Origin of the sequence: Staphylococcus simulans (assembly GCF_003043455.1) — a bacterium.
In the GTDB taxonomy this organism is placed as follows: Bacteria; Bacillota; Bacilli; order Staphylococcales; family Staphylococcaceae; genus Staphylococcus; species Staphylococcus simulans_A.
On sequence record NZ_PZGG01000004.1, the window covers coordinates 24,781 to 51,106 of the forward strand.

Annotated in this window: 21 protein-coding genes, 2 tRNA genes and 1 other annotated feature; of the genes, 7 read left to right on the top strand and 16 right to left on the bottom strand. The window is 37.8% G+C overall.

All coding sequences use genetic code 11. The annotated features are described in order from the left end of the window. Positions 1–4 precede the first annotated feature (4 nt). The 3 genes from yycF to BU038_RS01445 form a co-directional block, all read right to left on the bottom strand. Positions 5–703, bottom strand: coding sequence for a response regulator YycF (yycF, locus tag BU038_RS01435; protein WP_002480279.1), 699 nt, complete (start codon positions 701–703; stop codon positions 5–7). Between the two features lie 374 nt (positions 704–1,077). Then, positions 1,078–1,150: transfer RNA gene (locus BU038_RS01440), tRNA-Asp, on the bottom strand. Positions 1,151–1,155: 5 nt separating this feature from the next. Then, positions 1,156–1,230 (bottom strand) — tRNA-Glu (locus BU038_RS01445). 107 nt (positions 1,231–1,337) lie between these two features. Here BU038_RS01445 and BU038_RS01450 point away from each other — a divergent pair. Then, the gene (locus tag BU038_RS01450) at positions 1,338–2,231 is read left to right on the top strand and encodes a YitT family protein (protein WP_107604491.1); all 894 of its coding nucleotides are present in this window, start codon (positions 1,338–1,340) and stop codon (positions 2,229–2,231) included. A gap of 112 nt (positions 2,232–2,343) precedes the next feature. Here BU038_RS01450 and BU038_RS01455 read toward each other — a convergent pair whose 3' ends face one another. The 5 genes from BU038_RS01455 to BU038_RS01475 form a co-directional block, all read right to left on the bottom strand. Continuing rightward, the gene (locus BU038_RS01455) at positions 2,344–3,630 is read right to left on the bottom strand and encodes an adenylosuccinate synthase (RefSeq protein WP_107604492.1); all 1,287 of its coding nucleotides are present in this window, start codon (positions 3,628–3,630) and stop codon (positions 2,344–2,346) included. A 383-nt stretch (positions 3,631–4,013) separates the two neighbouring features. After that, positions 4,014–5,411 carry a replicative DNA helicase gene (dnaB, locus tag BU038_RS01460; RefSeq protein ID WP_107604493.1) on the bottom strand — a complete coding sequence of 466 codons (1,398 nt, stop codon included), beginning with the start codon at positions 5,409–5,411 and terminating at the stop codon, positions 4,014–4,016. A 31-nt stretch (positions 5,412–5,442) separates the two neighbouring features. After that, positions 5,443–5,892 carry a 50S ribosomal protein L9 gene (rplI, locus tag BU038_RS01465; RefSeq protein ID WP_107604494.1) on the bottom strand — a complete coding sequence of 150 codons (450 nt, stop codon included), beginning with the start codon at positions 5,890–5,892 and terminating at the stop codon, positions 5,443–5,445. Then, complete coding sequence (locus tag BU038_RS01470) at positions 5,889–7,856, bottom strand: DHH family phosphoesterase (protein ID WP_107604495.1); 1,968 nt, start codon at positions 7,854–7,856, stop codon at positions 5,889–5,891. Before BU038_RS01470 ends, rplI begins: the two co-directional genes overlap by 4 nt. A 14-nt stretch (positions 7,857–7,870) precedes the next feature. Beyond that, on the bottom strand, positions 7,871–8,797 hold the full coding sequence (locus BU038_RS01475) for a DUF2232 domain-containing protein (RefSeq protein ID WP_199219675.1): 927 nt from the start codon (positions 8,795–8,797) through the stop codon (positions 7,871–7,873). Between the two features lie 216 nt (positions 8,798–9,013). On the opposite strand from BU038_RS01475, the gene BU038_RS01480 reads away from it, so the two are divergent. Together BU038_RS01480 and BU038_RS01485 are read left to right on the top strand one after the other, a co-directional pair. Further along, the gene (locus tag BU038_RS01480; protein WP_107604497.1) at positions 9,014–9,205 is read left to right on the top strand and encodes a hypothetical protein; all 192 of its coding nucleotides are present in this window, start codon (positions 9,014–9,016) and stop codon (positions 9,203–9,205) included. Positions 9,206–9,342: 137 nt separating this feature from the next. After that, entirely contained in the window at positions 9,343–9,573 is a 231-nt protein-coding gene (locus BU038_RS01485) for a hypothetical protein (protein ID WP_002480287.1), read from the top strand. A gap of 278 nt (positions 9,574–9,851) precedes the next feature. On the opposite strand, the gene serS is transcribed toward BU038_RS01485, so the two are convergent. Together serS and hutH are read right to left on the bottom strand one after the other, a co-directional pair. Further along, positions 9,852–11,138: a serine--tRNA ligase gene (serS, locus tag BU038_RS01490; RefSeq protein ID WP_107604498.1), complete on the bottom strand. Its 1,287-nt coding sequence runs from the start codon at positions 11,136–11,138 to the stop codon at positions 9,852–9,854. A 99-nt stretch (positions 11,139–11,237) separates the two neighbouring features. Further along, positions 11,238–11,442 (bottom strand) — a binding site (T-box leader). 89 nt (positions 11,443–11,531) lie between these two features. Further along, positions 11,532–13,046 carry a histidine ammonia-lyase gene (gene hutH / locus BU038_RS01495; protein WP_107604499.1) on the bottom strand — a complete coding sequence of 505 codons (1,515 nt, stop codon included), beginning with the start codon at positions 13,044–13,046 and terminating at the stop codon, positions 11,532–11,534. A gap of 432 nt (positions 13,047–13,478) precedes the next feature. On the opposite strand from hutH, the gene BU038_RS01500 reads away from it, so the two are divergent. After that, positions 13,479–14,303, top strand: coding sequence for an NAD(P)H-hydrate dehydratase (locus BU038_RS01500; RefSeq protein ID WP_107604500.1), 825 nt, complete (start codon positions 13,479–13,481; stop codon positions 14,301–14,303). Between the two features lie 87 nt (positions 14,304–14,390). Here BU038_RS01500 and gyrA read toward each other — a convergent pair whose 3' ends face one another. The 6 genes from gyrA to dnaA form a co-directional block, all read right to left on the bottom strand. After that, complete coding sequence (gyrA, locus tag BU038_RS01505; protein WP_107604501.1) at positions 14,391–17,078, bottom strand: DNA gyrase subunit A; 2,688 nt, start codon at positions 17,076–17,078, stop codon at positions 14,391–14,393. Positions 17,079–17,139: 61 nt separating this feature from the next. Continuing rightward, a complete protein-coding gene (gene gyrB / locus BU038_RS01510; protein WP_182676001.1) occupies positions 17,140–19,068 on the bottom strand; it encodes a DNA topoisomerase (ATP-hydrolyzing) subunit B in 1,929 nt (642 codons plus the stop codon). A 12-nt stretch (positions 19,069–19,080) separates the two neighbouring features. Beyond that, on the bottom strand, positions 19,081–20,193 hold the full coding sequence (gene recF / locus BU038_RS01515; RefSeq protein ID WP_002480293.1) for a DNA replication/repair protein RecF: 1,113 nt from the start codon (positions 20,191–20,193) through the stop codon (positions 19,081–19,083). Next, entirely contained in the window at positions 20,190–20,399 is a 210-nt protein-coding gene (gene yaaA / locus BU038_RS01520) for a S4 domain-containing protein YaaA (RefSeq protein ID WP_199790672.1), read from the bottom strand. The genes recF and yaaA overlap by 4 nt, the downstream gene beginning before the upstream one ends. 367 nt (positions 20,400–20,766) lie before the next feature. Beyond that, on the bottom strand, positions 20,767–21,903 hold the full coding sequence (dnaN, locus tag BU038_RS01525) for a DNA polymerase III subunit beta (RefSeq protein WP_057510713.1): 1,137 nt from the start codon (positions 21,901–21,903) through the stop codon (positions 20,767–20,769). A 257-nt stretch (positions 21,904–22,160) separates the two neighbouring features. Then, the gene (gene dnaA, locus BU038_RS01530) at positions 22,161–23,525 is read right to left on the bottom strand and encodes a chromosomal replication initiator protein DnaA (RefSeq protein ID WP_107604503.1); all 1,365 of its coding nucleotides are present in this window, start codon (positions 23,523–23,525) and stop codon (positions 22,161–22,163) included. Positions 23,526–24,168: 643 nt separating this feature from the next. Here dnaA and rpmH point away from each other — a divergent pair. From rpmH to mnmE, 3 genes are all read left to right on the top strand, one after another. Further along, positions 24,169–24,306: a 50S ribosomal protein L34 gene (rpmH, locus tag BU038_RS01535; protein ID WP_000240855.1), complete on the top strand. Its 138-nt coding sequence runs from the start codon at positions 24,169–24,171 to the stop codon at positions 24,304–24,306. A gap of 142 nt (positions 24,307–24,448) precedes the next feature. Then, positions 24,449–24,802 carry a ribonuclease P protein component gene (gene rnpA / locus BU038_RS01540; protein ID WP_023014874.1) on the top strand — a complete coding sequence of 118 codons (354 nt, stop codon included), beginning with the start codon at positions 24,449–24,451 and terminating at the stop codon, positions 24,800–24,802. 133 nt (positions 24,803–24,935) lie between these two features. Next, a complete protein-coding gene (gene mnmE / locus BU038_RS01545; RefSeq protein ID WP_096754688.1) occupies positions 24,936–26,315 on the top strand; it encodes a tRNA uridine-5-carboxymethylaminomethyl(34) synthesis GTPase MnmE in 1,380 nt (459 codons plus the stop codon). The last annotated feature ends 11 nt before the right edge of the window (positions 26,316–26,326 follow it).

Genomic DNA, 26,326 nt, shown 5'->3' on the forward strand with positions numbered 1-26,326 from the left:
GGCCTCAGTCGTGCTGCTGCAAGAAGTATCCGACACCGCGGCGTGTCACGATATATTCTGGATGTGACGGATCATCTTCGATTTTTTCTCTTAAACGACGGATTGTAACATCGACCGTACGTACGTCACCGAAGTAATCATAGCCCCATACCGTTTGCAGTAAGTGTTCACGTGTCATGACTTGTCCCATATGGTTCGCTAAATAATGGAACAATTCAAATTCACGATGTGTCAATTCAATATCTTTGCCGCGTTTCTTAATAGAATACGCATCTGGGTAGATGACAATATCTTTAATTTTAATTTCGTTCGGCGCATTGTTTGCTTCTTGCGGTTGTGTATATTGACGACGTAAGTTCGCTTTCACACGCGCAATCAATTCACGTGTACTGAAAGGTTTCGTCACATAGTCATCCGCACCTAGCTCTAAACCAAGTACCTTATCAATTTCTGAGTCTTTTGCCGTTAACATAATAATCGGCATTTCATATTTCTTACGTACTTCACGGCAGACTTCCATACCATCTCTGCCTGGAAGCATAATATCTAAGAGTACGATGTCTGGTTCTTCTTCATAAATTAAGTCAATCGCATCATTTCCATCGTATGCACAAAAGACTTCATAACCCTCTTTTTTCAAGTTAAATTCTAGAATATCAGCAATAGGTTTTTCATCGTCTACTACAACTACTTTTCTCGCCATAATCCTAAACCTCATTTCTAATCATAATCGTACATGAATAATTTTATTTAGACATAAGTATCTACTATATAATTTACCATTTCTAGCACGCCAATTCTATTTTTCATACCAAATTAATTCTATTATTGACTATCTATTTTTTCGGGTAAAAGACATTTTATGAAGGTATTGTAAATTTTATGTGGAGTATTGAAATGGGGTTGTCTAAAAAGAGAGGATTCATGCATGTTTATGCTATTGTAACATTTCATTACATTTTATACCTTGATTTTGTTTTTTAATAGCACGTCATCTAATTATAAAACTAACTATCTTAAAGGTAAAACAAGAAAAAGACAAAATAAAAATGCCCACCCTATTGGATGAGCATTGTACGGTCTCGACGGGAATCGAACCCGCGATCTCCTGCGTGACAGGCAGGCGTGTTAACCGCTACACTACGAGACCTAAAATGGTGACTCCTACGGGACTCGAACCCGTGTTACCGCCGTGAAAGGGCGGTGTCTTAACCGCTTGACCAAGGAGCCGTTTTTCAAGCACAAGATAGATTATAGCACAGCTCTTTAAAAAAACACAAGCAATTTTTTAAGATTTTTTGTATAATTTTTACATAACCCATTTTAGGAGGCAAATTATGAATCAATCCACGCACTCTGGGGGTCATACAAAGAAAGAGAAAAAACTGTCTCTCACACAAATTATTATACGTATCCTTTTCTTAACGATAGGTTCAATGCTTACGGCAGTAGGACTTGAACTCTTCTTAGTTCCAAATAAATTGTTAGATGGCGGGATAGTCGGTGTTTCGATTATCTTATCTCATTTAACAGGTTTATCACTCGGTGTGTTTATCTTTATTCTTAACTTACCGTTTTTCTTCTTAGGTTATAAACAGATTGGTAAAACCTTTGCGGTATCTACGCTTTATGCGATTACTGTCTTATCTATCGGAACTATGTTGCTCCATGATATTCCTGCAGTCGTTAGAGAACCCTTATTAATCACAATCTTCGGTGGCGCCATTGTCGGTATCGGTGTCGGTTTAGTTATCCGTGCCGGCGGTAGTATGGATGGTACAGAAATTATGTCGATTCTTGTGCATAACCGTCTGCCATTTTCAGTCGGAGAAATCGTGATGATTTTCAACTTCTTTATTTTCGCAGTTGCTGGTTTTGTATTCACATGGGAAAGTGCCATGTATAGTGTTGTCGCTTATTTCATCGCATTTAAAATGATTGATTTAATCTTAATCGGTTTAGATGAATCAAAAGCGGTTTGGATTATCAGTGATGACTATAAAGAAATCGGAGAAGCCATTAACGACCGTTTAGGACGTGGTGTGACATACTTACACGCAGAGGGTGCCTATACAGGCGATCCGCGTAAAGTCGTCTTCACGGTCATCACACGTGTTGAGGAAGCAAAATTAAAAGAAGTCGTCATTCAAATCGATCCGAACGCCTTCTTATCCTTCGGTAATGTTTCTGAAGTACGTGGTGGACATCACCGTAAGAAAAAAATTCATTAAACTTTATCATAAGCTTTATGAATACAAAAAATGCAATGCAGGTTCATGCCCGCATTGCATTTTTCTATTTCATTTATTGTAAGTTGCTGTAATTACAACTCATTATTTTAAATTATGACCATAATGGTTTTAACATATTTGTTTGTGTACGGTCTGGACCTACAGAGAAGATTGAGATGCCTACGTTACATAACTCAGAAATACGTTCTAAGTAACGACGTGCATTATCTGGTAATTCTTCTAATGATTGTACGCCTGTAATATCTTCAGTCCAACCTGGTAATTCTTCGTAAATTGGTTTACAACGGTTCAACGCGTTTAAGTTTGCTGGGTATTCAGTGATTTCTTCACCATCTAACTCATATGCAACACAGATTTTAACTGTATCTAAACCAGTTAAAACGTCGATTGAGTTGATAGATAAGTCTGTAATACCACTTACACGACGTGAGTGGCGTAATACTACTGAGTCGAACCAGCCGACACGACGTGGACGTCCTGTAGTTGTACCATATTCACGACCTACTTCACGGATATGATGACCATCTTCATCGAATAATTCAGTAGGGAATGGACCATCACCTACACGTGACGTATACGCTTTACATACACCGATAACTTTAGATACTGATGTTGGTCCGATACCGCCGCCGACAGTTACGTTACCAGCAATCGGGTTACTTGATGTAACGAATGGGTATGTACCGTGGTCGATATCTAACATTACCCCTTGTGCACCTTCGAATAATACACGTTCATTAGCTACAAGTGCATCATCTAATAATTTAGGTGTGTCTGTTACATATTCTTTTAAGCGTTGTCCAGCTGCATAATATTCTTCGAAGATATCTTCGAAAGCTGGCGCTTCTTCATTAAACATACCTTTAAAGTATGCTGCTTTGTGTTCAAGATTTGCTTTTAATAAGCGTTCGAATGTTTCTTTGTCTAATAAATCCGCCATACGGATACCAATTCTTTGTGCTTTATCAACGTATGCTGGGCCGATACCTTTCTTAGTCGTACCGATTTTGTTATCACCACGAAGACGTTCTTCATACTCATCTTGTAATAAGTGGTAAGGCAAAATAACCTGTGCACGATTTGAAATACGCAAATTATTTGTTGGAATGCCGCGTTCGTTTAATGCGTCCAACTCTTTTAATAATGCAACCGGATCAACTACCACACCGTTACCGATAACAGATAGTTTATCTTGATAGAAAATGCCTGACGGCACTAAGTGTAATTTATAAGTTTCTCCGCCGAATTTAATTGTATGTCCTGCGTTATTTCCGCCTGAAAAACGTGCAATAACGTCCGCTTGTTCTGCTAAAAAGTCTGTGATTTTACCTTTACCTTCGTCTCCCCATTGTGTCCCAACAACTACGATTGATGACATAAGAGCACCTCCAAGTTATTCTCAATTAACCATTCAATATTCTATCAATTGTAAGCGTGTAATGCAAATAGAAAACGAACATTAAATATTACAGATTTTTGGCAGTTGAGTGAACGCGTAAACTTGCATAAAAGCGATATAAAACCTTTAACACCAATGTTTTACAACCATTTTTACACTTTTTATTACACATACTTATTGACAATATAATCTATTTAAATCGACTTAAACCCGTACATTATTGATGTGTTAATGATTATTGTACGTAAAAATATTTTTAAATTCTTTTCTATGTTGCCTTGTTTTTTCTAATTTCCCATTAAAAAAAGACCAAAACGCGCGTTTGGTCTTTTCAAATTCATCTATGATTTCAGTTTTAATTTTTACATCATATCTGCATGTGCATAGTCAATGTCCGTGAATTTATTGTATTGCTTCATGAAGTGCAGTTTAACAGTTCCTGTCGGGCCGTTACGCTGCTTGGCAATAATAACTTCAATTTCACCATTATCATCGTTTGTGACAGGTTCCATGCCGCCATCGTCATCTTCTTCACCGTCTTCACGATTATAGTAATCATCACGATATAAGAAAGCTACGATATCCGCATCTTGCTCGATAGAACCTGATTCACGGATGTCACTCATCATCGGACGTTTATCTTGTCGTTGTTCAACGCCACGAGATAACTGACTTAGTGCGATGACCGGACATTCTAATTCACGTGCAATGGCTTTTAATGTTCTTGAGATTTCTGATACTTCTTGTTGACGGTTATCAGACATACGAGAACCGCTTCCCATAATCAACTGCAAGTAGTCGATCACAATCATATCTAAACCATGTTCTTGTTTGAGTCGACGACATTTAGAACGTAAATCTGTAATTCTGATACCTGGTGTATCATCAATAAAGATTTTCGTTTTAGATAACTTACCGACTGCCACTGTGAAACGATTCCAGTCTTCATCTGTCATCGTCCCAGTACGTAAACGGTTCGAGTCAACATTTCCCGAGCTACAAATCATACGCGTTGCTAATTGGTCTGCGCCCATCTCTAGTGAGAAAATACCAACCGTATAATTACTTTCATGTGTCGCAACTTTTTGTGCGATATTCAATGCGAAGGCAGTCTTACCTACTGAAGGACGTGCAGCTAAAATGATTAAATCATTTCGGTTAAACCCTGCAGTCATTTGGTCTAAATCACGATAGCCTGTCGGAATACCTGGTGTTTGACCGCTGTTTTGGTCTAACTCTTCAGCATTCTCATAAACTTGTCCTAAGACGTCTCTGATATCTTTGAACCCTTCAGATTCTCTTGTAGATGCAAGCTCTAAAATCTTACGTTCTGCGTCACTTAAAATGTCATCTAATTCAAGTTCTGAATCATAACCGTCTTTCGCGATTTGGTCTGCGACACGAATTAAATTACGTTTCGCAGCTAATTTATAAACAATCTCGCGATAGTACTCAATATTTCTTGTCGTCGGCACATTGCTTGCGAGCTCCGCAAGATATTGCGGTCCGCCCGCTTCACTCAATGTCCCTTCAGATGTCAGCTGGTCCATTAAGGTTACGACATCTATTTCACTATTTTCCTCAAAGAGGTGCATCATCGCACGGAAGATGTGTTGGTGAGCGCCTCTATAAAAGGACTCAGGAAGTAAGACTCCCTGAGTTTCCCCCATGAGCTGTGGATCAATAATAATGGCACCTAAGACAGATTGCTCAGCTTCGTTGTTATGCGGCATCTGGTTTTGTTCATACATTCCATCCATTTTTTGATTACACCTCTAATTATTTCATTGCTTATTGTTGCTCAACAGTGTGAACACGGATTGTACCATCGACTTTTTTGTCTAATTTTACTGGTACATTTGTATAACCTAAGGCATGGATACCATTAGGTAAGTCCATTTTACGTTTATCAATTTTGATATCGTGTTGTTTTTGTAACGCTTGTGCAATTTGTTTTGTGCTGACAGAACCGAATAATTTACCGCCTTCACCTGATTTAGCTGTGACTTCTACTTCGATGTCTTCAAGACGTTTTGCTAATGCTTTCGCATCTTCGATTTCTTGTTCTCTTTCTTCTTCAGCACGTTTGTTTTTAAGTTCTAATTGTTTCAAGTTGCCTGGTGTTGCTTCTACTGCAACATTTTTCTTGAATAAGAAGTTTTGTGCGTAGCCTACTGGTACGTCTTTAACTTCACCTTTCTTACCTTTACCTTTAACATCTTGTGTGAAAATTACTTTCATTGTCCTTCACTCCTACTAATTTGTTCATCTATTGCTTGTTGTAATTGTTCTACTGCTTCATCTACTGTTACACCTTTAATTTGCGTGGCAGCATTTGTTAAATGACCGCCGCCGCCTAAAGCTTCCATTGTCAGTTGGACGTTGATAGAGCCGAGTGAACGGGCTGAAATACCTACTAAGTCGTCTTCTCGTCTAGCCACTACATAAGAGGCCTCTACACCATCTAAACTTAACAATTCGTCTGCTGCTTGTGCAACTGTAACAGGGTGATAGATTTTATCATTAGATCCATGTGCCACCGCAATACCATTGCTTTGCAGTTTCACAGTACGGATAAGTTCTGAACGATTAATGTACGTATCAATATCATCTTTCAAGAAATGTTGCGTCAAGATCGTATCTGCACCATGTGCCCTTAAGTAACTTGCCGCATCAAAGGTTCTTGAACCTGTACGTAATGTGAAGTTACGCGTATCGACAATAATACCTGCATACATAATCGTTGATTCTAGTCTTGTCAGACGTTGTTCTGTCGGTTGGTATTCAAGGAGTTCCGTCACAAGCTCTGCTGTAGAGCTGGCATAAGGTTCCATGTATACCAACAATGGATGAGAGATAAAGCTTTCACCACGACGGTGATGGTCGATTACGACTTTACGGTTCGCTTTATTTAAAATGTTCTCATCTAATACCATTTCTGGTTTATGCGTATCGACAACAACTAATGTCGTTTTCGATGTCATAATATCCCATGCATCATCTGATGTGATGAAACGTTCTTTTAATTCTGGTTTCTTATCAATCTCATCCATTACACGACGTAATGTCGGATCAATATCTTCTTCATTTAACACAACATAGGCATCTAAGTTATTCATCATCGCAAAACGTGAGACACCAATAGCAGCTCCGATTGCATCTAAGTCAGGACGTTTATGTCCCATAATGATGACTTTGTCGCCTTCCATCAAGATATCTTTCAAGGCATGTGAGATAACACGGGCACGCACACGCGTACGTTTTTCCATCGGGTCAGTCTTACCGCCATAGAATCTTACATTACCATTGATATGTTTGATTGCGACTTGGTCACCACCACGACCAAGTGCTAAGTCTAAACCTGATTGTGATAATTCCCCTAAGTCAATCAAGTTCTCTGAACCTTCACCGACACCAATACTTAATGTCAGTTGTGCACGATAACCCACACTCTTTTCACGTAAATTACGTAATAAGTCGAAATTTGATTCTTCTAATTGGTCAAGAATACGACGGTTTAAATACGCCACGAATTGGTCTGAACTATAACGCTTGAAATAGATATCATACTCAGAAGCCCAACGGCTGATGACACGTGTAACCATAGAGTTGATTTCAGAACGTTGTGTGTCGTTCATATTTTGTGTGATTTCATCATAGTTATCAAGGAATAAGGTTGCGATAACCGGTTTAGATTCCTCATATAATTCATACGTGTGTACTTCTTCGGTAATATCAAAGAAATATAAGACGTGTTCATCTTCTGAATAGCGCACACGATAATGATAGTTGCCATCTGTAATTTCAATCTCTTGCGACTTCTCTAATTGTTTCAGAATGTTCGGATACACTTCATTTATCGGATCTGAGATAACATTACGATCCAATCGTTCAGACATGAAATGGTTCATCCATTCTACATCTTCATTCTCATCAAGAACAATGATTCCAATTGGCAAACTTTTAATCGCGATACTATTGCCAGCTGATATCTGTCCGCTTAAATCATCTACATAATGATCTAAACGTAAGAATGCATTACGTAACGCAAATGCACTGATAATAATCATCACAAGTAAGACTGCAGTTGCGATACCAGCAATCAATTGGTTGAAAATAAACCAAACCACAACTAATGCGATTGCAGTTAATACCATGAGCAAGAAAGGAATAAACAGTGCTTTCTTCGTAGATTGACGATTCATTCTGTCACCTCAAATCATTTTTTAATAAATCGTTTTAAGTTGAAAGTAATATCTACAACACCAAGTAAGCCGATAATCGGAATTACAGGTGTCAGTAAAAATCCTATAATCATTAATAAAATGCCCACACCTACAGGTAAACGTTTCGCTTTCGCAAAGTAAGCAATGAAACTTAAACCTTGAATGAACATAATAAATGATAGGATAACCTGCATATTTAAAACGATACTTTGGAACGTGCCAGGTTGCGTTGCGAACATGACACAAAGCAATACTATAAAGTAAATATATGCGAGTACACGTTTAAACTGCCATGCATATAACGGTTTAAACACTGGGGTTGCTATTTTGAACTTACCTAAAATTGGAAACGATACAATCAAGTTAATAAGTATCATGATAAAAATAACAATAATCGTATAACTTGGTAATTGAACTGCTAATTGTCTAAAACCTTCTTCTAACACACTACGTGAAGAAGCATCTAGCCCACTCATTGCCATTGCTTGATACATTTGATCTTTAAATGGCTTCACAAGCACTTGTGAAAGCGGAAGTTTATCGAAGACTTGAAGCAGCATAAAGCCTGCCAAACTGATAATACTCATATATGTAGTTGAAATATAGAGTATACGTTCTTTCGATGTACGTTCTTTTAATAATTGCCCTATAATCAAACTCAAAATCAAAATGAAGATGATATAGCTCAGTACACCTTCACTTCCCAACAGGACAGTTAAAACAACTGTGATCAGTGCGGCAATACCGAAAGACATAATAGACTTATGCCATAGAATAATACCAGGCACCGTTGCAACGAAAAATAAGATGAGTCCGGCAACCGGTATAACATAGGTGACTGCCGCAACAATCAGCAATGCCAATGTTGCAAGTAGCGTCGCCTTCAGGTCTATTTTTGCAAACAAATTCGCCACTCCTATACTTTAGTAACTATAAGAATTATTTTAACATAGTTGGCAAGAATCACCTACTTGATATCACTAGCTCCCTACATGTTTTTAACTGTGTAGATAAAGTTTAATTCCTTCAGTTGTTTCTTATCAACTATACCCTTTATTTTATAATGTTTCCCTTTAGAAAAGTGAGGTATATAATAAATAAAGTATTTATATTATAACAACTTCGGAGGAGATTTTATGACAACTGGAAGTATCATTACATATTCCATCGTAGGTTTATTATTAATTGCCGCAATGATCATTTTATTTATTGAAACAAAAAAACCGAAACAAGTAAGAAGTCAAAAAATGACGATCATCGCATTATTACTCACTACCGTATCAACTCTAATTATCTTCATTTTTAGTTTGATTCAATCACTCTCTTAACTAAATAAGAAAGGCTTGAACTCTATCCATTTGTTAAATTTTTATTAATTCCCGAAAACGCTATCGTAATATATTGCAAACCACGTTATAATGAGAGTGATAAAAAAAGATTCAAAAGAAGAAGGAGTACCAGAAGTATGCAGAAAGTTTTCTTAGCTGGAAGCAGTCTTGCACTGTTCTTCACCAGTATTTTATGTTTCGTATTGCATGCCTTAATTAAAATGAGCATTACAGGTCTCATCTTTTTAAACGCAGGAAATTTTCTGATTCCATTAGGTTGTGCATTTGTGACACTAAGCATTATGAGTGTCATCGCATTTCTATATGTTGATACCGCTGAGCAATCAGAAACACAAAACCAAGAGTAATCAAGTTAGACTGACGCTTGTCTGCAGTAAGACACCCATTCGTCTACAAACTCTTTAACAGCAACACTTTTAAACTATTCTATTTCAACCGATTATCCTTAGAGGGTAGTCGGTTTTTCTTTGTATTTTAGGAAATAATAGGGTGGGAAATATTAAAATTTCATATAAAAAGAGGACGCTATGTTGGTAAGGCATAGCGTCCATGTGGTAGGTAAATATATATATTGGAACGAGGTTGGATCATCTTAATTCGTTTTCCAACTACTCGATGATCCCATTTATTTTGTTGCAGGGCCGATTTTTTCTTTTCCGCCCATGAACGGTACCAATGCTTTAGGAATCGTAATTGATCCATCAGCGTTTTGGTAATTTTCAACAATTGCCGCAAACGTACGACCTACTGCTAAGCCGCTTCCGTTCAATGTATGAACTAATTCAGGTTTAGCATCTTTGTCGCGTTTGAAACGGATGTTAGCACGACGTGCTTGGAAATCTGTCATGTTAGAACATGAGCTGATTTCTTTGTAATCTTGATAACTTGGAAGCCAAACTTCTAAGTCATATGTTTTACTTGAACTGAAACCTAAGTCGCCAGTACAAAGAATGACACGACGATATGGTAATTCAAGTTCTTCCAAGATTGCTTCTGCGTCGCTTGTTAACTGTTCTAATGCATCCCAAGAATCTTCAGGTTTTTCAAAACGTACCAACTCAACTTTGTCGAATTGGTGTAAACGGATTAAGCCACGTGTGTCACGTCCGGCAGAACCCGCTTCACTTCTGAAGCAAGCTGACTGTCCAGTGAACTTGCCTGGCAATTTATCTGCAGACAAGACTTCTTCGCGGTAGAAGTTAGTTAACGGTACTTCCGCAGTAGGAATCATGTAAAGTCCTTCTTTTTCAATCTTGAATAAGTCTTCTTCGAATTTTGGAAGTTGACCTGTACCATACATAGAATTTGCATTCACAAGTTGTGGTACCATCATTTCAGTATAGCCGTGCTGTGTTGTATGTTTTGTTAACATATAGTTCATTAATGCACGTTCTAACTGTGCACCTTCATTTGTTAAGAAGACGAAACGCGCACCAGATACACGTGCAGCACGTTCGAAATCTGCCATACCTAATTCTTCAACTAAATCCCAGTGTGCTTTCGCTTCGAAGTCGAATTCACGAGGCGTACCCCATTTTTTCACTTCGATATTTTCTTCATCAGTTTCGCCTTCTGGCACATCATCATGCATGATATTAGGGATTGTAGATAATTTATAATGTAAATCATTGTCTACTTCGTTTAACTCAGTATCGATGTCTTTGATTTTGTCGCCAAGATCTCTCATTTGTTTAATGACATCGTCCGCATTTTCTTTATTGCGTTTTTTCTCAGCGATTTCACCGCTTACTCGGTTACGTTCAGCTTTCATTTCTTCTGCTTTACCGATTAACTCACGGCGTTTACCATCAAGTTCTAATACTGTGTCCACGATTTGTGGGTCCATTCCGCGTAATCTTACTTTCTCTTTCAAGCGATCCGTTTCGTTTCTAAACAATTTAATATCTAACATGTGTCAGTCATCCTTTCAAAATAAGTGTCGGGGTATTTAAATTTTAATTAATAATATAATGAGAGCAGCTAAAAAAGTATAAAAAAATACCACGCCCCTACAAGGGACGTGGTATTACGTGTTGCCACCCTATTTAACAGTATGTATCAAATCAATTGATGCACACTGCACTCTCTCTAAAATAACGGTTAAACCGGTTGTTCTCTCAAATGCAGGTAGATTCGTCACTTAGTCTTAATTGCTTATTCACACCAACCATAAGCTCTCTGGAATTAAGGACTAGGATTACTTATCCTGCGAACAATGTCTTATGAACTTAACTTCACTATAGCAAATACTTATTTAAAATGCAACTCAAATTTAAAATTTTTCTGAATTCAAGAAAAATTCATGTTATTTGCATTCTGCATCAGTATACGCTGCTTGCTGTAAATAACGTGAGACTTGCGTGATATCATGATGGAATTGACGATCTTCTGTAATCGATGGCGTAATGTTTCTTAGCGTCTCATATTTTTCACGTGAACGCGGTGATAACTGAGCAATACCTTTTAATTCCACCGCTTGCAACGCAATAATTAATTCAATCGATAACACTCTACGCGCATTATCCACAATTTGATAACCATGTCTTGAACCGATTGTACCCATAGAGACATGATCTTCTTGGTTCGCAGATGAAGGAATAGAATCCACACTCGCAGGATGTGCTAGTGTTTTATTTTCTGATACTAAACTTGCTGCTGCATACTGCATAATCATCGCACCACTTTGTAAGCCAGGTTCAGGACTTAAGAATGCAGGTAAATCACCATTCAATTGCGGATTCACTAAACGTTCTAAACGACGCTCTGCGATATTCGCGAGTTCACTTACCGCAATTTTCAAGAAATCTAACGCATATGCGACAGGTTGACCATGGAAGTTACCACCTGAGATGACTAATGTTTCATCACCTTCATGGAAGATTAATGGGTTATCATTTGCCGCATTCATTTCACGTTCTAATTGTTGCTTCACAAATTTCAATGTTTCAAAGCTTGCGCCGTGTACTTGTGGAATACAACGTAATGTATAAGCATCTTGCACTCTGATTTCGCCTTGTGTCGTTGTTAGCTGAGAGTCTTCTAACCAATACAACATACGATCTGCGACTGCACTTTGTTCAGGGAAGTTACGTGCATCATGAACTTCAGGACGATAGGCATCTGTAATGCCATTTAACGCTTGATGTGTTAGCGAGGCAATCCATTCTGATTGATAAGCTAGAGCTTCCGCTTCAATCCAGCTGATCACGCCTTGTGCTGTCATTGCTTGTGTCCCGTTAATCAATGCTAAACCTTCTTTGGCAGATAATGCTAAAGGTTCACGTCCTAATTCATGTAATACATCAGCACTGTCTTTCTCTTCTTGTTGATAAAAGACTTTACCTTCTCCAATTAGAGCTAGCGCAAGGTGAGATAGAGGTGCTAAATCACCTGAAGCGCCTAAAGAACCTTGTTGTGGAATAATTGGAATAATACGTTCATTAATAAAATAAACTAATTGATCGACTAAATCAGTCGTAACACCTGAATGACCTTTCAACATTGTATTCAAACGTAAAATCATCATCACAAGTGCAACATCATGAGAAAACGGATCACCTGTACCGCAAGCATGTGAACGAATCAAGTTTACTTGAAGTTGGTTGTATTGTTGTGGATCGATTAAGACATCACTAAACAAACCGAATCCTGTTGTAATCCCATAAATCGTTTCTTTATTTTTAATAATATCTTCTACAATGGCACGGCTTTGCTTTACGCGTTCCATCGCATCAGATGAGATTGTTACCTTATCTTGCTGGTGTAAAAATTTTTTTATATCTTCAATTGTGAGCGATGCTCCGTTTAATTCTAGTGTCAATTGAATTACCCCCTCAGAAAATAAATGTATACAATTATCCCAAGTATACGCTTACATTTTTAGTAGGACAATAGATTCTGCCAAAGCCGTAGCGTGTTAATACGTCACTAGTTTAGCACGCTAAATTTTCATGATGACTTTCTATCAAAATAGAAACAATGATAAAGACAGTGGGGAATCATATGTTCTTACTTACTCTCACAAGACTTTACAAAATGTTCATTAAGTCTTAGAAGAGAAAGTGTTGACTTACCTAAACGATAGGTATAAGATGTTGTAATGCATTGAGAAACAATTAAAACTACAGGTATGAAAGGCTCACTCCATTGACTAGGGTGTGCTTAAATTTTATAAATAATCAATACATCGAAAACCTAAAGCTCCATTGTATGAAGCTTAAGTGTAAAATGAATGGGTTATGGAGGGATTATGGTGGAAATTTTAACAGATGTTACGATTCCAAAACGAAAAGATGAGACACATAAAGGAGATTACGGCAGAATCTTATTAATTGGCGGAAACGCAAATTTAGGCGGCGCAATTATTATGGCTGCACGTGCATGTGTGTATAGCGGAAGCGGTTTGATTACAGTTGCGACACATCCGACGAATCATGCGGCTTTACATTCTCGCTGTCCTGAAGCAATGGTTGTCGACATTAATGATACGAAGATGTTAACGAAACTAATCGAAACATCAGACAGTATTTTAATCGGCCCTGGACTTGGTCTAGACTTTAAAGGTAATAATGCGATGACATTCTTACTTCAAAATATCCAACCGCATCAGAACCTGATTATTGATGGTGATGCGATTACGATTATGAGTAAATTAAAAGTAGAAGTGCCTAAATGTCAAAATGTCGTGTTCACACCGCACCAAATGGAATGGGAAAGATTAAGCGGCATTCCAATTGAAGAACAAACCTATGAACGTAACCGTGAAGTTGTAGATCAAATGCACTCTGCAGTGGTCTTAAAACAACATGGTACAGAAATCTATTTAAAAGATAATACGTATAAACTAGAAATCGGCACACCCGCTATGGCAACTGGCGGCATGGGTGATACATTATCTGGTATTATCACAAGCTTTATCGGTCAGTTTGATGACTTTGATTACGCGGTTAAAACTGCGACATATGTGCATAGTTATATTGGTGAACACTTATCTAAAGAGATGTACGTAGTTCCACCATCTAACTTAATTGCGGAAATTCCATATGCGATGAAGCGTTTAGAAGAAAAAGAAGATTAAACTTAATCTATTAACAGTAATAAAAAAAAGCTTTCTGCTTAACCTAGTGGTTTTGCAGAAAGCTTTTACTTTATCTATTACTATCTATTATTCTTCGTCGTTATCTTCATCATCTTCTGAATCTGCGTTTTTAATATCTTCGTTCACACGATCCATGAAGTCTTGTCTTAATTCTGTACGTTCACCGTCTTCTTCTACAGTTTCATCTAATACTTCTGTGTGAATTGTACGGTCATCATCTTCTGATTCTACGACTTCTTCACTAATTGTTGGTGTTGGTCCATTTTCACCTGGATTTGTTTCATCTTCAGAAGTACCTTCTAATTCATCTTCTGGTTCTTCTTGAACTTTCGCTACAGTAGAAACAAATTGTTCATCGCTCAAGCGGATTAATCTTACCCCTTGTGCTGAACGTCCGTTTTGTGAAATGTCGCCGACATCGATACGGATAATCACACCATGATTTGTGACAATCATTAAGTCTTCTTCGCCTGTTACTGTTGTGATGCAGACGATATCACCGTTTTTCTCAGTAATCGTAGCTGTTTTGATACCTTTACCGCCACGGTTAGATACACGGTATTCTTCAAGCGGTGTACGTTTACCGTAACCATTTTCAGTGACTACTAATACTTCATCTTCACTATCACCATTTGCGACCGCAAGTCCTACGACTTCGTCACCTTCACGTAAGGTAATACCTTTCACACCAGCTGCTGTACGGCCAAGCGGACGTAAGAGTGATTCTTTGAAGCGGATAAGTGACGCACGTGATGTACCAAGTAAGACATCTTTTGAGCCATCCGTAAGACGTACCGCTACTAATTCATCTTCATCTCTGAAGTTGATCGCAATCTTACCGTTTCTATTGATATGTGAGAAGTTGCTTAGAGATGAACGTTTCACAATACCATGTTTGGTTGCGAAGATTAAGAATGCATCTTCTTTCTCTAAGTCTTTTACCGCAATCATTGTGCTGATGACTTCATCATTTTCAAGTTCAATTGCGTTGATAACTGGAATACCTTTAGACTGACGTGAGAGTTCCGGTACTTCATAACCTTTCAGTTTATAAACACGACCTTGGTTCGTAAAGAACAACACATGGTCATGCGTGCTCAACGAAACAATCTGACTCACGAAGTCTTCTTCTAATGTATTCATGCCTTGAACACCGCGACCGCCACGATTTTGTGCACGGTAGGTAGAAACAGGTAAACGTTTGATGTAGTTATTATGACTTAATGTAATCACAATTTGTTCTTCTGGAATTAAGTCTTCATCTTCGATTTGGTCTAAACCGCCAAGTTGAATTTCAGTACGACGTTCATCACCATAACGTTCTCTGACTTCGATTAATTCATCACGAACAAGTTGTAATAATTTTTCTTCGTCAGCAAGAATTGCTCTTAATTCTTCGATGTACGCAATCAAGTCGTTATATTCAGATTCAATTTTGTCTCTTTCTAAACCTGTTAAACGTCTTAAACGCATATCTAGAATAGCTTGTGCTTGACGCTCAGACAATTTGAAACGTTCTTGTAAACGTTCCATTGCTACTTTATCTGTATCAGATTCACGGATTGTTGTGATGATTTCATCAATGTGGTCTAACGCAATACGTAGACCTTCTAAGATATGTGCACGGTCTTCAGCTTTTTTCAAGTTGTATTCAGTACGTCTGCGTACGACAACTTTTTGATGCTCTAAGTATTCGACCAATGCTTCTTTTAAGTTAATTAATTTCGGTCTGCCATTGATTAAGGCAATCATGTTTACACCGAATGAAGTTTGTAATGGTGTTTGTTTGTATAAGTTATTTAGAATAACACTCGCATTCGCATCTTTACGGACATCAATTACAACACGTACGCCAGTACGTAAACTTGTTTCGTCACGTAAGTCTGTAATACCGTCGATTTTTTTGTCGCGTACTAATTCTGCGATTTTTTCAATCATACGTGCTTTGTTGACTTGGAATGGAATTTCAGTCACAACGATACGTTGACGACCGCCGCCACGTTCTTCAATTTCAGCACGTGCACGCATTTGAATAGATCCGCGTCCTGTTTCATAAGCACGACGGATACCGCTCTTACCTAAAATTAAACCAGCAGTCGGGAAGTCCGGCCCTGTAATATCTTCCATCAATTCTGCGATTGTGATATCAGGGTTATGACTTAAACTTAATACACCATTGATGACTTCTGTCATGTTGTGTGGTGGGATGTTTGTTGCCATACCTACTGCGATACCTGCAGCACCGTTTACTAAGAGGTTAGGGAAACGTGCCGGTAAGACTTCCGGCTCTCTTTCCGTACCGTCATAGTTATCGATAAAGTTGATTGTATCTTTATTGATATCTCTTAATAATTCAGTCGCAAGTTTTGTCATACGTGCTTCTGTATAACGCATTGCAGCTGCCCCATCGCCATCCATGGAACCGAAGTTACCTTGACCGTCTACAAGAGGATAACGATAGCTGAAATCCTGAGCCATACGTACCATGGCTTCATAGATAGATGAGTCACCGTGAGGGTGATATTTACCCATTACGTCACCTACGATACGTGCGGATTTCTTATACGGTTTATCAGGCGTCATCCCTTGTTCGTTCAACCCATACAAAATACGACGATGTACCGGTTTCAAACCATCTCTGACGTCTGGCAAAGCACGAGATACGATAACACTCATCGCATAGTCTAAGAACGATTCACGCATCTCGTTACTAATATTTCGTTCAATTATTCTTGATTCAGGATATTCAGCCATCAAGATTGCCTCCTTAAGTTATTAATTCCGTAGCTGTTTCGCTGATTCATAGCTTCCAAAATTAGAAATCCAAGTTTGCGTAAACCGCATTTTCTTCGATGAATTGACGACGGTTCTCTACAACATCGCCCATTAACATTTCGAAAGTTAAATCCGCTTCAATCGCATCTTCTAATGTTACTTGCAGCATTGAACGATGCTCTGGATTCATTGTTGTTTCCCATAATTGATCTGCATCCATTTCACCTAAACCTTTATAACGGGCAATAGACCATTTCGGTGTCGGCTTCAATTCAGATTTCAATTTCTCTAATTCACGTTCGTTAAAGACATAGTACTTTTGTTTACCTTGTGTCAATTTGAATAAAGGCGGTTGTGCAATATATACATAGCCCGCTTCAATCAATGGACGCATGAAACGATAGAAGAATGTCAATAACAGTGTTCTGATATGCGCACCATCCACGTCAGCATCTGTCATGATGACGATTTTGTGATAACGTGCTTTCGAAATATCGAATTCTTCTCCGATACCGGTACCGAATGCAGTAATCATAGAACGGATTTCATTGTTATTTAAGATTCTGTCTAAACGTGATTTTTCAACGTTCAAGATTTTACCACGCAGCGGTAAAATCGCTTGTGTTCTTGAATCACGGCCAAGTTTTGTAGACCCCCCGGCAGAGTCACCTTCGACGATGAAGATTTCACTTTCTTCAGGGTTTTTACTTGAACAGTCAGCTAATTTACCAGGTAAACTTGAAACCTCTAACGCTGATTTTCTACGTGTCACTTCACGTGCTTTTTTAGCTGCGATACGTGCACGAGAAGCCATCATACCTTTTTCGACAATAATACGAGCAACTTGTGGATGTTCTAATAAGAATCGTTCCATATCCTCTGTGAAAAGTCTGTCTACGATTTGACGAACTTCAGAGTTACCAAGTTTCGTTTTGGTTTGTCCTTCGAATTGAGGGTTACTGTGCTTAATTGAAACAACCGCTGTTAAACCTTCACGTGTATCTTCACCAGATAAACGCTCTTTATCATCTTTCATAATGCCTTGTTGGATACCATAGCTGTTCAATACACGTGTCAACGCACGTTTAAAGCCGTCTTCATGTGTACCGCCTTCGTAAGTATGGATATTGTTGGCATAAGATAATAAGTTTGTTGAGAAACCGCTGTTGTATTGCAATGCAATTTCAACTTCCACGTCGTCTTTACGGTCATGTAAGTAAACCGGCTCATCAAATAAAGGCTCTTTATTCTCGTTGATTAACTCAACGTAAGATTTAATACCGCCTTCATAGTGATATGAGTCTTCTTTTACTTCTTCACCGCGTTCATCACGTAAAGTAAGCTGAATACCTTTGTTTAGGAAAGCTAACTCACGAATACGTTTTTGAAGCAATTCATACTGATATGTTGTTGTTTCAGTAAAGATTTCAGGGTCAGCTTTAAAGCGAATTTCAGTTCCTGTATGCTCTGTTTCGCCAACCACTTTCAAATCATATTGTGGAACCCCGCGTTTATACGCTTGGTTATAAATTTTATTATTACGGTGTACAAACACTTCTAATGTTTCAGAAAGTGCGTTAACAACTGAAGAACCTACACCATGCAGACCGCCTGATACTTTGTATCCGCCACCGCCGAATTTACCACCGGCGTGTAGTACAGTTAAGATAACCTCAACTGCAGGACGACCCATTTTTTCTTGAATATCAACTGGAATACCACGGCCGTTATCTGTTACACGAATCCAGTTATCTTTCTCGATAATGACTTCGATTTTATCAGCATAGCCAGCTAATGCTTCGTCAATACTATTATCTACAATTTCCCATACAAGATGGTGCAGACCTCTTTCTGAAGTCGATCCGATATACATACCTGGACGTTTACGAACGGCTTCAAGTCCTTCTAATACCTGTATTTGTCCAGCACCATAATCTTCCGTGTTGTTCACATCTGACAATGCTTCCACCTTCACTTTCTATCACTTGATAATTTCACCTTGATTGATTCGGTAAAGTTTTGCATGTTTCATAATTTCATGATCAATACCTTCTACAGACGTTGTAGTCACAAATGTCTGCACCTTATCTTGAATTGTACTCAGCAGGTGAGTCTGACGAGAGTCATCTAATTCACTCAGCACGTCATCAAGCAATAAGATAGGGTATTCGCCGACTTCTTTGTTAATCAGTTCAATCTCAGCCAGCTTAATTGATAATGCAGATGTCCGCTGTTGACCTTGTGAGCCATAAGTCTGAGCATCCATCCCATTAACGTTAAAACCTAAATCATCACGGTGTGGACCATAAAGTGCCACGCCGCGTTCTATCTCTCTGTCCATATTGTCAGCCATCAATTGCTGCACTTCTTCAAACAAAGCCGCTTCATCCTCAGTATCAGACAGTTTCAAGCTTGGACGATATTTAACCTCTAAACTTTCTCTGTTATCTGTAATACTGGCATGAATCGGTTGTGCAAGCACTTCTAATTCCTCGATAAAGTGCGCACGCTTCAAAGTGACTTTAAGCGCATATTCCGCAAATTGCTGATTTAATACCTCAAGCATTGTGCGGTCTGTTTTCTGCTTAATCTGAAGCTGTTTTAAGTAATTGTTCTTTTGTTTCAAAATCCGTTGATATTGAGACAAATCATTCAGGTAAACCGCAGACATCTGACCCAGCTCCATATCAATAAAGCGACGTCTGACTTGCGGTGACCCTTTGACAATATTCAGGTCCTCTGGGGCAAAAAGAACAACATTCAAGTGTCCGATATATTGTGTCAGACGATGTTGTTCTAAATGATTTACTTTAACCTTTTTGCCTTTTTTAGTTATAAACATGGTTAATGGCATCTTCCCATGTCTGTAACTCAGCTCACCTTCTATTTTAGCATACTCAGCCCCAAAGCGTATGAGCTCTTTATCATTTGAAGTCCGATGGCTTTTTGCTAATGCAAGTGTGTAAATGGATTCTAATAAATTAGTTTTGCCTTGCGCATTTTCACCAATCAAAATATTCACATCTGGATGGCAATCCAATGCGACTTCTTCATAATTGCGATAATTTTCAAGTTGGAGTGCATTTAATTTCATTGGTCACCTTGATGAGCAATTACAAAAGAACCCACTTCAGGAATTTCAATTTGATCGCCATCTTCGAGTTTTTTGCCACGACGTGTTTCACGTTCACCGTTTAAGAAAACTTCGAAATCTTTTAAAAACCATTTTGCCTGTCCACCTGATTCAATAATGCCTTCAGTTTTCAGGAATTGTCCTAAAGTAATGTCACCTTCAACCATGATTTTTTCAGTCAACACACTCACTCCATTTCTTTATAAGGTCATTAATATATTATACCTTTTTTCGTAATAAATTTCATGTATGAACGGTTGAAATCTAGCGTTTTCTCATCATTTTTTCACGTTAACCTCATAATTTGATTTTTTTAGCGTCTTTAATTCTCATTTTTCGCATTTTAAAAGGTGACATTGAACATTTAAAGCTCATCGATATTTTTATCCTAAATAATTTTAAAGTGCATTCAGCGACATCTGAGACACTTTAAAATGAATTCCACGTTGTTATTTTGGATCTGTCATAAAAAAACGGAAACCCTTCAAGAGGATTTCCGTTTTTTAAAGTGAATGTCACCTTTTATTTTTGAGATTAATACGTTCTGATTGGCAAGATTAATTGCACAACTGAATCGTCATCTTTTGGTTTTAAAGTGAATGGTTTCATCGTACCGAAGAATTCTACTTCAACTTCGTCATTATCGATTGCTTTTAAAGCATCCATCATGTACTTAGAGTTGAATGAAATTTTCAAGCTGCTGCCTTCCACACTATTTGCGTCTACATCTTCTTTTACCGTACCAATTTCTGGTGATGTAGAAGAAAGCTCAACTTCTTGATTGCCAGTGCTTAATTTGATGACGTTATTACCGCCTTCACGTGCAAGCAATGACGCACGATCAATCGCGTGATAGAAATCACTGTTGCTCATTTCAATTTTTGTTTCGTAGTTCTCTGGGAATAAACGAGACGTATCTGGATAATGTCCTTCAAGTAATCTTGAAATGAAATTGATGTTGCCGACTTTAAATAACACTTGGTTAGATGCAAAGAAGATATTGATGTCATCTTCTGAATCAGTGACAATTTTATTGAGTTCAGCTAAAGCTTTACCTGGAATGATGACATTTTTATTTTCAATGTCTTCGTCTTCTAGTTTTAATTTACGAACTGCTAAACGGTGTGAGTCAGTGGCAGTGCATATTAATTCATTATCTTGAATCAACCAGTTCACACCAGTTAAAACTGGCCGTGTTTCTGAGGTGGACACTGCGAAGTTTGTTTGTGCGATTACGTTTTTAAGTACTTTGATTGGTAATTGAATTGCGTCATCTTGAGAAACTTGAGGTAATAAAGGATATTGATCTGGGTCTAAACCGCTCAAGTTGAACTCTGAGTGACCTGAAGTAATCAATGTTTGGAATTGCTCATTTGTTGATAACTTCACATCTTTGCCTGGTAATTTTTTAATAATGTCTACAAAGAAACGACCAGGAAGTACAACGGATCCTGTTTCAGCAATCGTTACAATCTCTTCTCCGTCAACTTCTTTAGGGATTGAAATTTCAATTGAAATCTCTGAATCTGAACCTGTTAAAATAATGCCTTCTTCTTTAGCATCAATCTTGATACCAGTTAAGATTGGCAATGTTGTTCTTGGTGAAATGGCTTTTAGTGTGTCATTTAATTGATTTATGAAATAGTCTCTTTTAATAGTGAATTCCATCATAAATTTTAAACTCCTTCCAGTCGTTTATAAATTAATTATATAGGTTTTAAAACCGTAGTAATAGTAGTAGGGGCTGTGGATAAGTGGATAACCGAGCTAAAACCTTGGCACGTAAAGTTATGCACATGTGGATAAACTGTGTATGGTGTGTACAACTTTTGCACATTGTCCACAATGACGATTTTCGCTGCTGTATTATAACAGCTTCGATTTCTCACTTATTTTTACCCGAATTGCTAGTAAAATTGTTTAAATGTTTACTGATTTCGAATTTCTTTCTCCAAATTTTCCACTTCTTGTTTGAAAATCGGATCTTTTTCCATATCTACCCGAATTGTTCTATGAGCATGAATCACAGTTGTATGATCACGTCCTCCGAACTCTTCTCCGATTTTAGGAAGGGAGAAATCTGTAAGTTCGCGTGATAGATACATCGCGATTTGACGCGGATAGGCAATGGATTTTGTACGTTTTTTCGCAATGAAATCTTCTTGGCGCACATTGTAATATTGACCGACTACTTTTTGAATATCTTGGATTGTGATTTTCTTAGATTTCGGTGTTTGAATAATATCTTTAAGTGCTTCAGCAGTCAGTTCAGTCGTGATGGGTTCGCCTTGTAATCTGGAATAGGCGATGACGCGAGTTAATGCACCTTCTAATTCACGAATGTTCGACTGAATTTGATTTGCGATATAGGTTAAAGATTCTAATGGAATATCCACATCTTCTTCCTCTAATTTTTTCTGCAGAATCGCCATTCTTGTTTCATAATCAGGCGGTGTGATATCAACGATTAAGCCCCATTCGAAGCGTGAACGCAGACGATCTTCTAATTTTGAAATTTCTTTTGGTGGTCGGTCACTTGAAATCACAATTTGTTTTTCTGCTTGGTGTAAGTCATTGAAAGTATGGAAGAATTCTTCTTGTGTTTGTTCTTTGTTTTGAATGAACTGGATATCATCAATCAATAGAACATCAATGTTTCTGTATTTTTCACGGAATTGTTCCGTTTCGTTATCACGAATAGATTTGATGAATTCATTCGTGAATTTTTCACTTGATGTGTAGATGACTTTAGCATCTTTATTATTTTGTAGAACATAATGACCGATGGCATGCATCAAGTGGGTTTTGCCTAAACCTACGCCTCCGTAGATGAAGAGCGGGTTGTAAGCTTTTGCGGGTGCTTCCGCGACTGCAAGACTTGCAGCATGGGGGAAGCGGTTCCCAGGTCCGATAACAAAAGTTTCGAATGTGTTATGTGCGTTAAACTGATCTTCGCTGCTGCTTAGGAAACCGGGAGTTTCCGTTTCTTTTTCTGGTTGTTTGTCTTTTTGATCATCTTTAAGTTTTTTATCAGCTGTTAAATCGCTTTGAATGACAAAACGAGGTTTAAGCGGCGTTCCAATCGCTTTTTCAAACAAATTTTCTACAATATCCATGTATTGCTTCTTTAGAAAATTTTGAATGAAGTTATCTTCGACTAAAATAATCGCTTCGGATTTTTCGATGTCGATCAGCTTTGTTTTTGGAGGCTCAAACCAAGTTGAGTAACTGACTTCTGCCAATTCGCTTTTAGCTAATTCAAGAACTTTTTCCCAAATTTCTTCTTTTGACATATAAACTCCATCTTTCTTTAAAATTTTTTGACTTATACACAAAATCACACCCCGTGGATAACTTTCCACACAGGCTGTTAATAATTATCCACAAGTTAATCACAATCGGTGGATAACTTTATTTGATTTTGTGTTATACACAGAAAAAATGTTGATAATTGTAAGTTGTAAACCGTTTATTTATCAAACCTTACAAGACTTATCCACACAATTATACTTATTAACAAATCTACCTGTCAAACTCTTGTGGATATGTGGTTTTTATGTGCAAACGTCTGTGTATAGTAACATAATTATCCACAGAATGTCACTGTTCATCTGTGAATAAGTGGATAACTTTTTGGATATATCTCCCTTAAAATGTACTTGCTTTATAAGGTTGAATTTGTTATATTTTAGTAGTTGCTTGAATTATGACTAAGATATTGATAATTGAACTAAGTAAGGTAAGCCTTTTGATATAGATGCTTAACCTTTCGCAGACACCGTAGAAATACTTCGGTGATACTTGGTAGAAGGCTGTAATATCTCGGTTATATTAGATGAGGCTGTAGATGCAGATCTTTTCCAAGACTCTCATCACATTTGTTAGATGAGAAAGCGACTATAAATGAAGATAGATTCGATATGGAGGTGTTTTTACATGGTAAAACGTACTTATCAACCAAATAAACGTAAACACAGTAAAGTTCATGGTTTCAGAAAACGCATGAGCACTAAAAATGGCCGTAAAGTATTAGCGCGTCGTCGTCGCAAAGGCCGTAAAGTTTTATCAGCATAAGATCACTGACCTATCAGTGGTCTTTTTTTTGCTTTCATGCAGGTAAAAAAGATACACGGGTTGGAAAATACAGTTCTGATTCTTTACACTAGAACGTAATGATAGGGTAGGGGAGCAGCAAGAATAGAAAAATAAGTGAGTGATGGAAGTGGAAAAAGCATATCGCATTAAAAGAAATAGCGATTTTCAAACGATTTATAGAAGAGGAAAGTCATTCGCAAATCGCCAATTTGTCGTTTATGTCATGCCAGATAAAAATTTGACTCATTTTCAATTAGGAATCAGTGTTTCTAAAAAACTCGGCAATGCAGTGACACGCAATCGTATTAAAAGAGCAATCAGAGAAAATTTTAAAGTACATAAAGAAGATATGATTGCGAAAAAGATTATTGTTATTGCAAGACAACCTGCAAAAGATATGACTGTACTGGAAATTCAAAAAAGTTTAGAGCATGTACTTAAAATTGCAAAACTATTCAATAAGAGAATAAAGTAGACAAACCGAAGTCTTATATCAGACAAACGTGAGTCTAACCTCCATAGAATTCGAACACATATGTGGCAATTCACAATAAAAGTCATTACAATTATAGAGTTAGAAATTTAAGTAGAGGAGGCGAAGCAGCATGTTGGATTTAGATACAATTACCAGTATTTCTACTCCGATGGGAGAGGGTGCGATTGGTATTGTCCGTTTATCAGGAAGTCGTGCAATCGAAATCACTGATAAACTCTATAAAGGAAAGAAACCATTAGCTGAAGTAGATTCGCATACAATTAATTATGGACATATTGTCGATCCTGATACGAATGAAGTAGTAGAAGAAGTAATGGTATCCGTGCTGCGTGCACCAAAAACATTTACAAGAGAAGATATCGTAGAAATTAACTGTCACGGCGGAATCTTAACGATTAATCGTGTGTTAGAACTTACAATGACGGCTGGTGCTAGAATGGCTGAACCTGGGGAGTATACAAAACGCGCATTCTTAAATGGCCGTATTGATTTATCTCAAGCTGAAGCAGTCATGGATTTCATTCGTTCTAAGACAGACCGAGCGTCTAAAGTTGCGATGAATCAGATTGAAGGACGTTTAAGTGATATGATCAAACGTCAACGTCAATCTATCTTAGAAATCCTAGCACAGGTTGAAGTGAACATTGACTACCCAGAATATGACGATGTTGAAGATGCGACAACTGAATTCTTATTAGAGAAATCAGAAGAAATCAAATCAGAAATCGATCGTCTTTTAGCTACAGGTACACAGGGTAAAATCATGAGAGAAGGACTTTCGACAGTTATAGTCGGTAAGCCTAACGTCGGTAAGTCTTCTATGTTAAATAACTTGATTCAAGACAATAAAGCGATTGTGACAGAAGTTGCGGGTACTACGCGGGATGTCTTAGAAGAGTACGTCAATGTGCGTGGTGTACCACTTCGTCTCGTCGACACAGCAGGCATCCGTGAGACTGAGGACATTGTAGAAAAAATTGGTGTGGAACGTTCACGCAAAGCTTTAAGTGAAGCAGATTTAATCTTATTTGTCTTAAACTATAATGAAGCATTGACTGAAGAAGATGTTAAATTATATGAAGTCATCAAGAATGAAGATGCGATTGTCATTGTGAATAAAACAGATTTAGAACAACATCTTGATTTAGATGAAGTTCGTGATATGGTCGGAGATATGCCAGTTATTGAAACATCTATGTTAAAACAAGAAGGCATTGATCAATTAGAAGAACAAATTCGTGACTTGTTCTTCGGCGGTGAAGTTCAAAACCAAGATATGACTTACGTTTCAAACTCAAGACATATTTCATTGCTGAAACAAGCACGTCATTCGATACAAGATGCAATAGATGCAGCAGAAGCTGGTATCCCTATGGATATGGTTCAAATTGATTTAACAAGAACTTGGGAGATTTTAGGAGAGATTATCGGTGCTTCTGCAAGCGACGAATTGATTGACCAGTTATTCAGTCAGTTCTGTCTCGGAAAATAAAAAGGAGGACA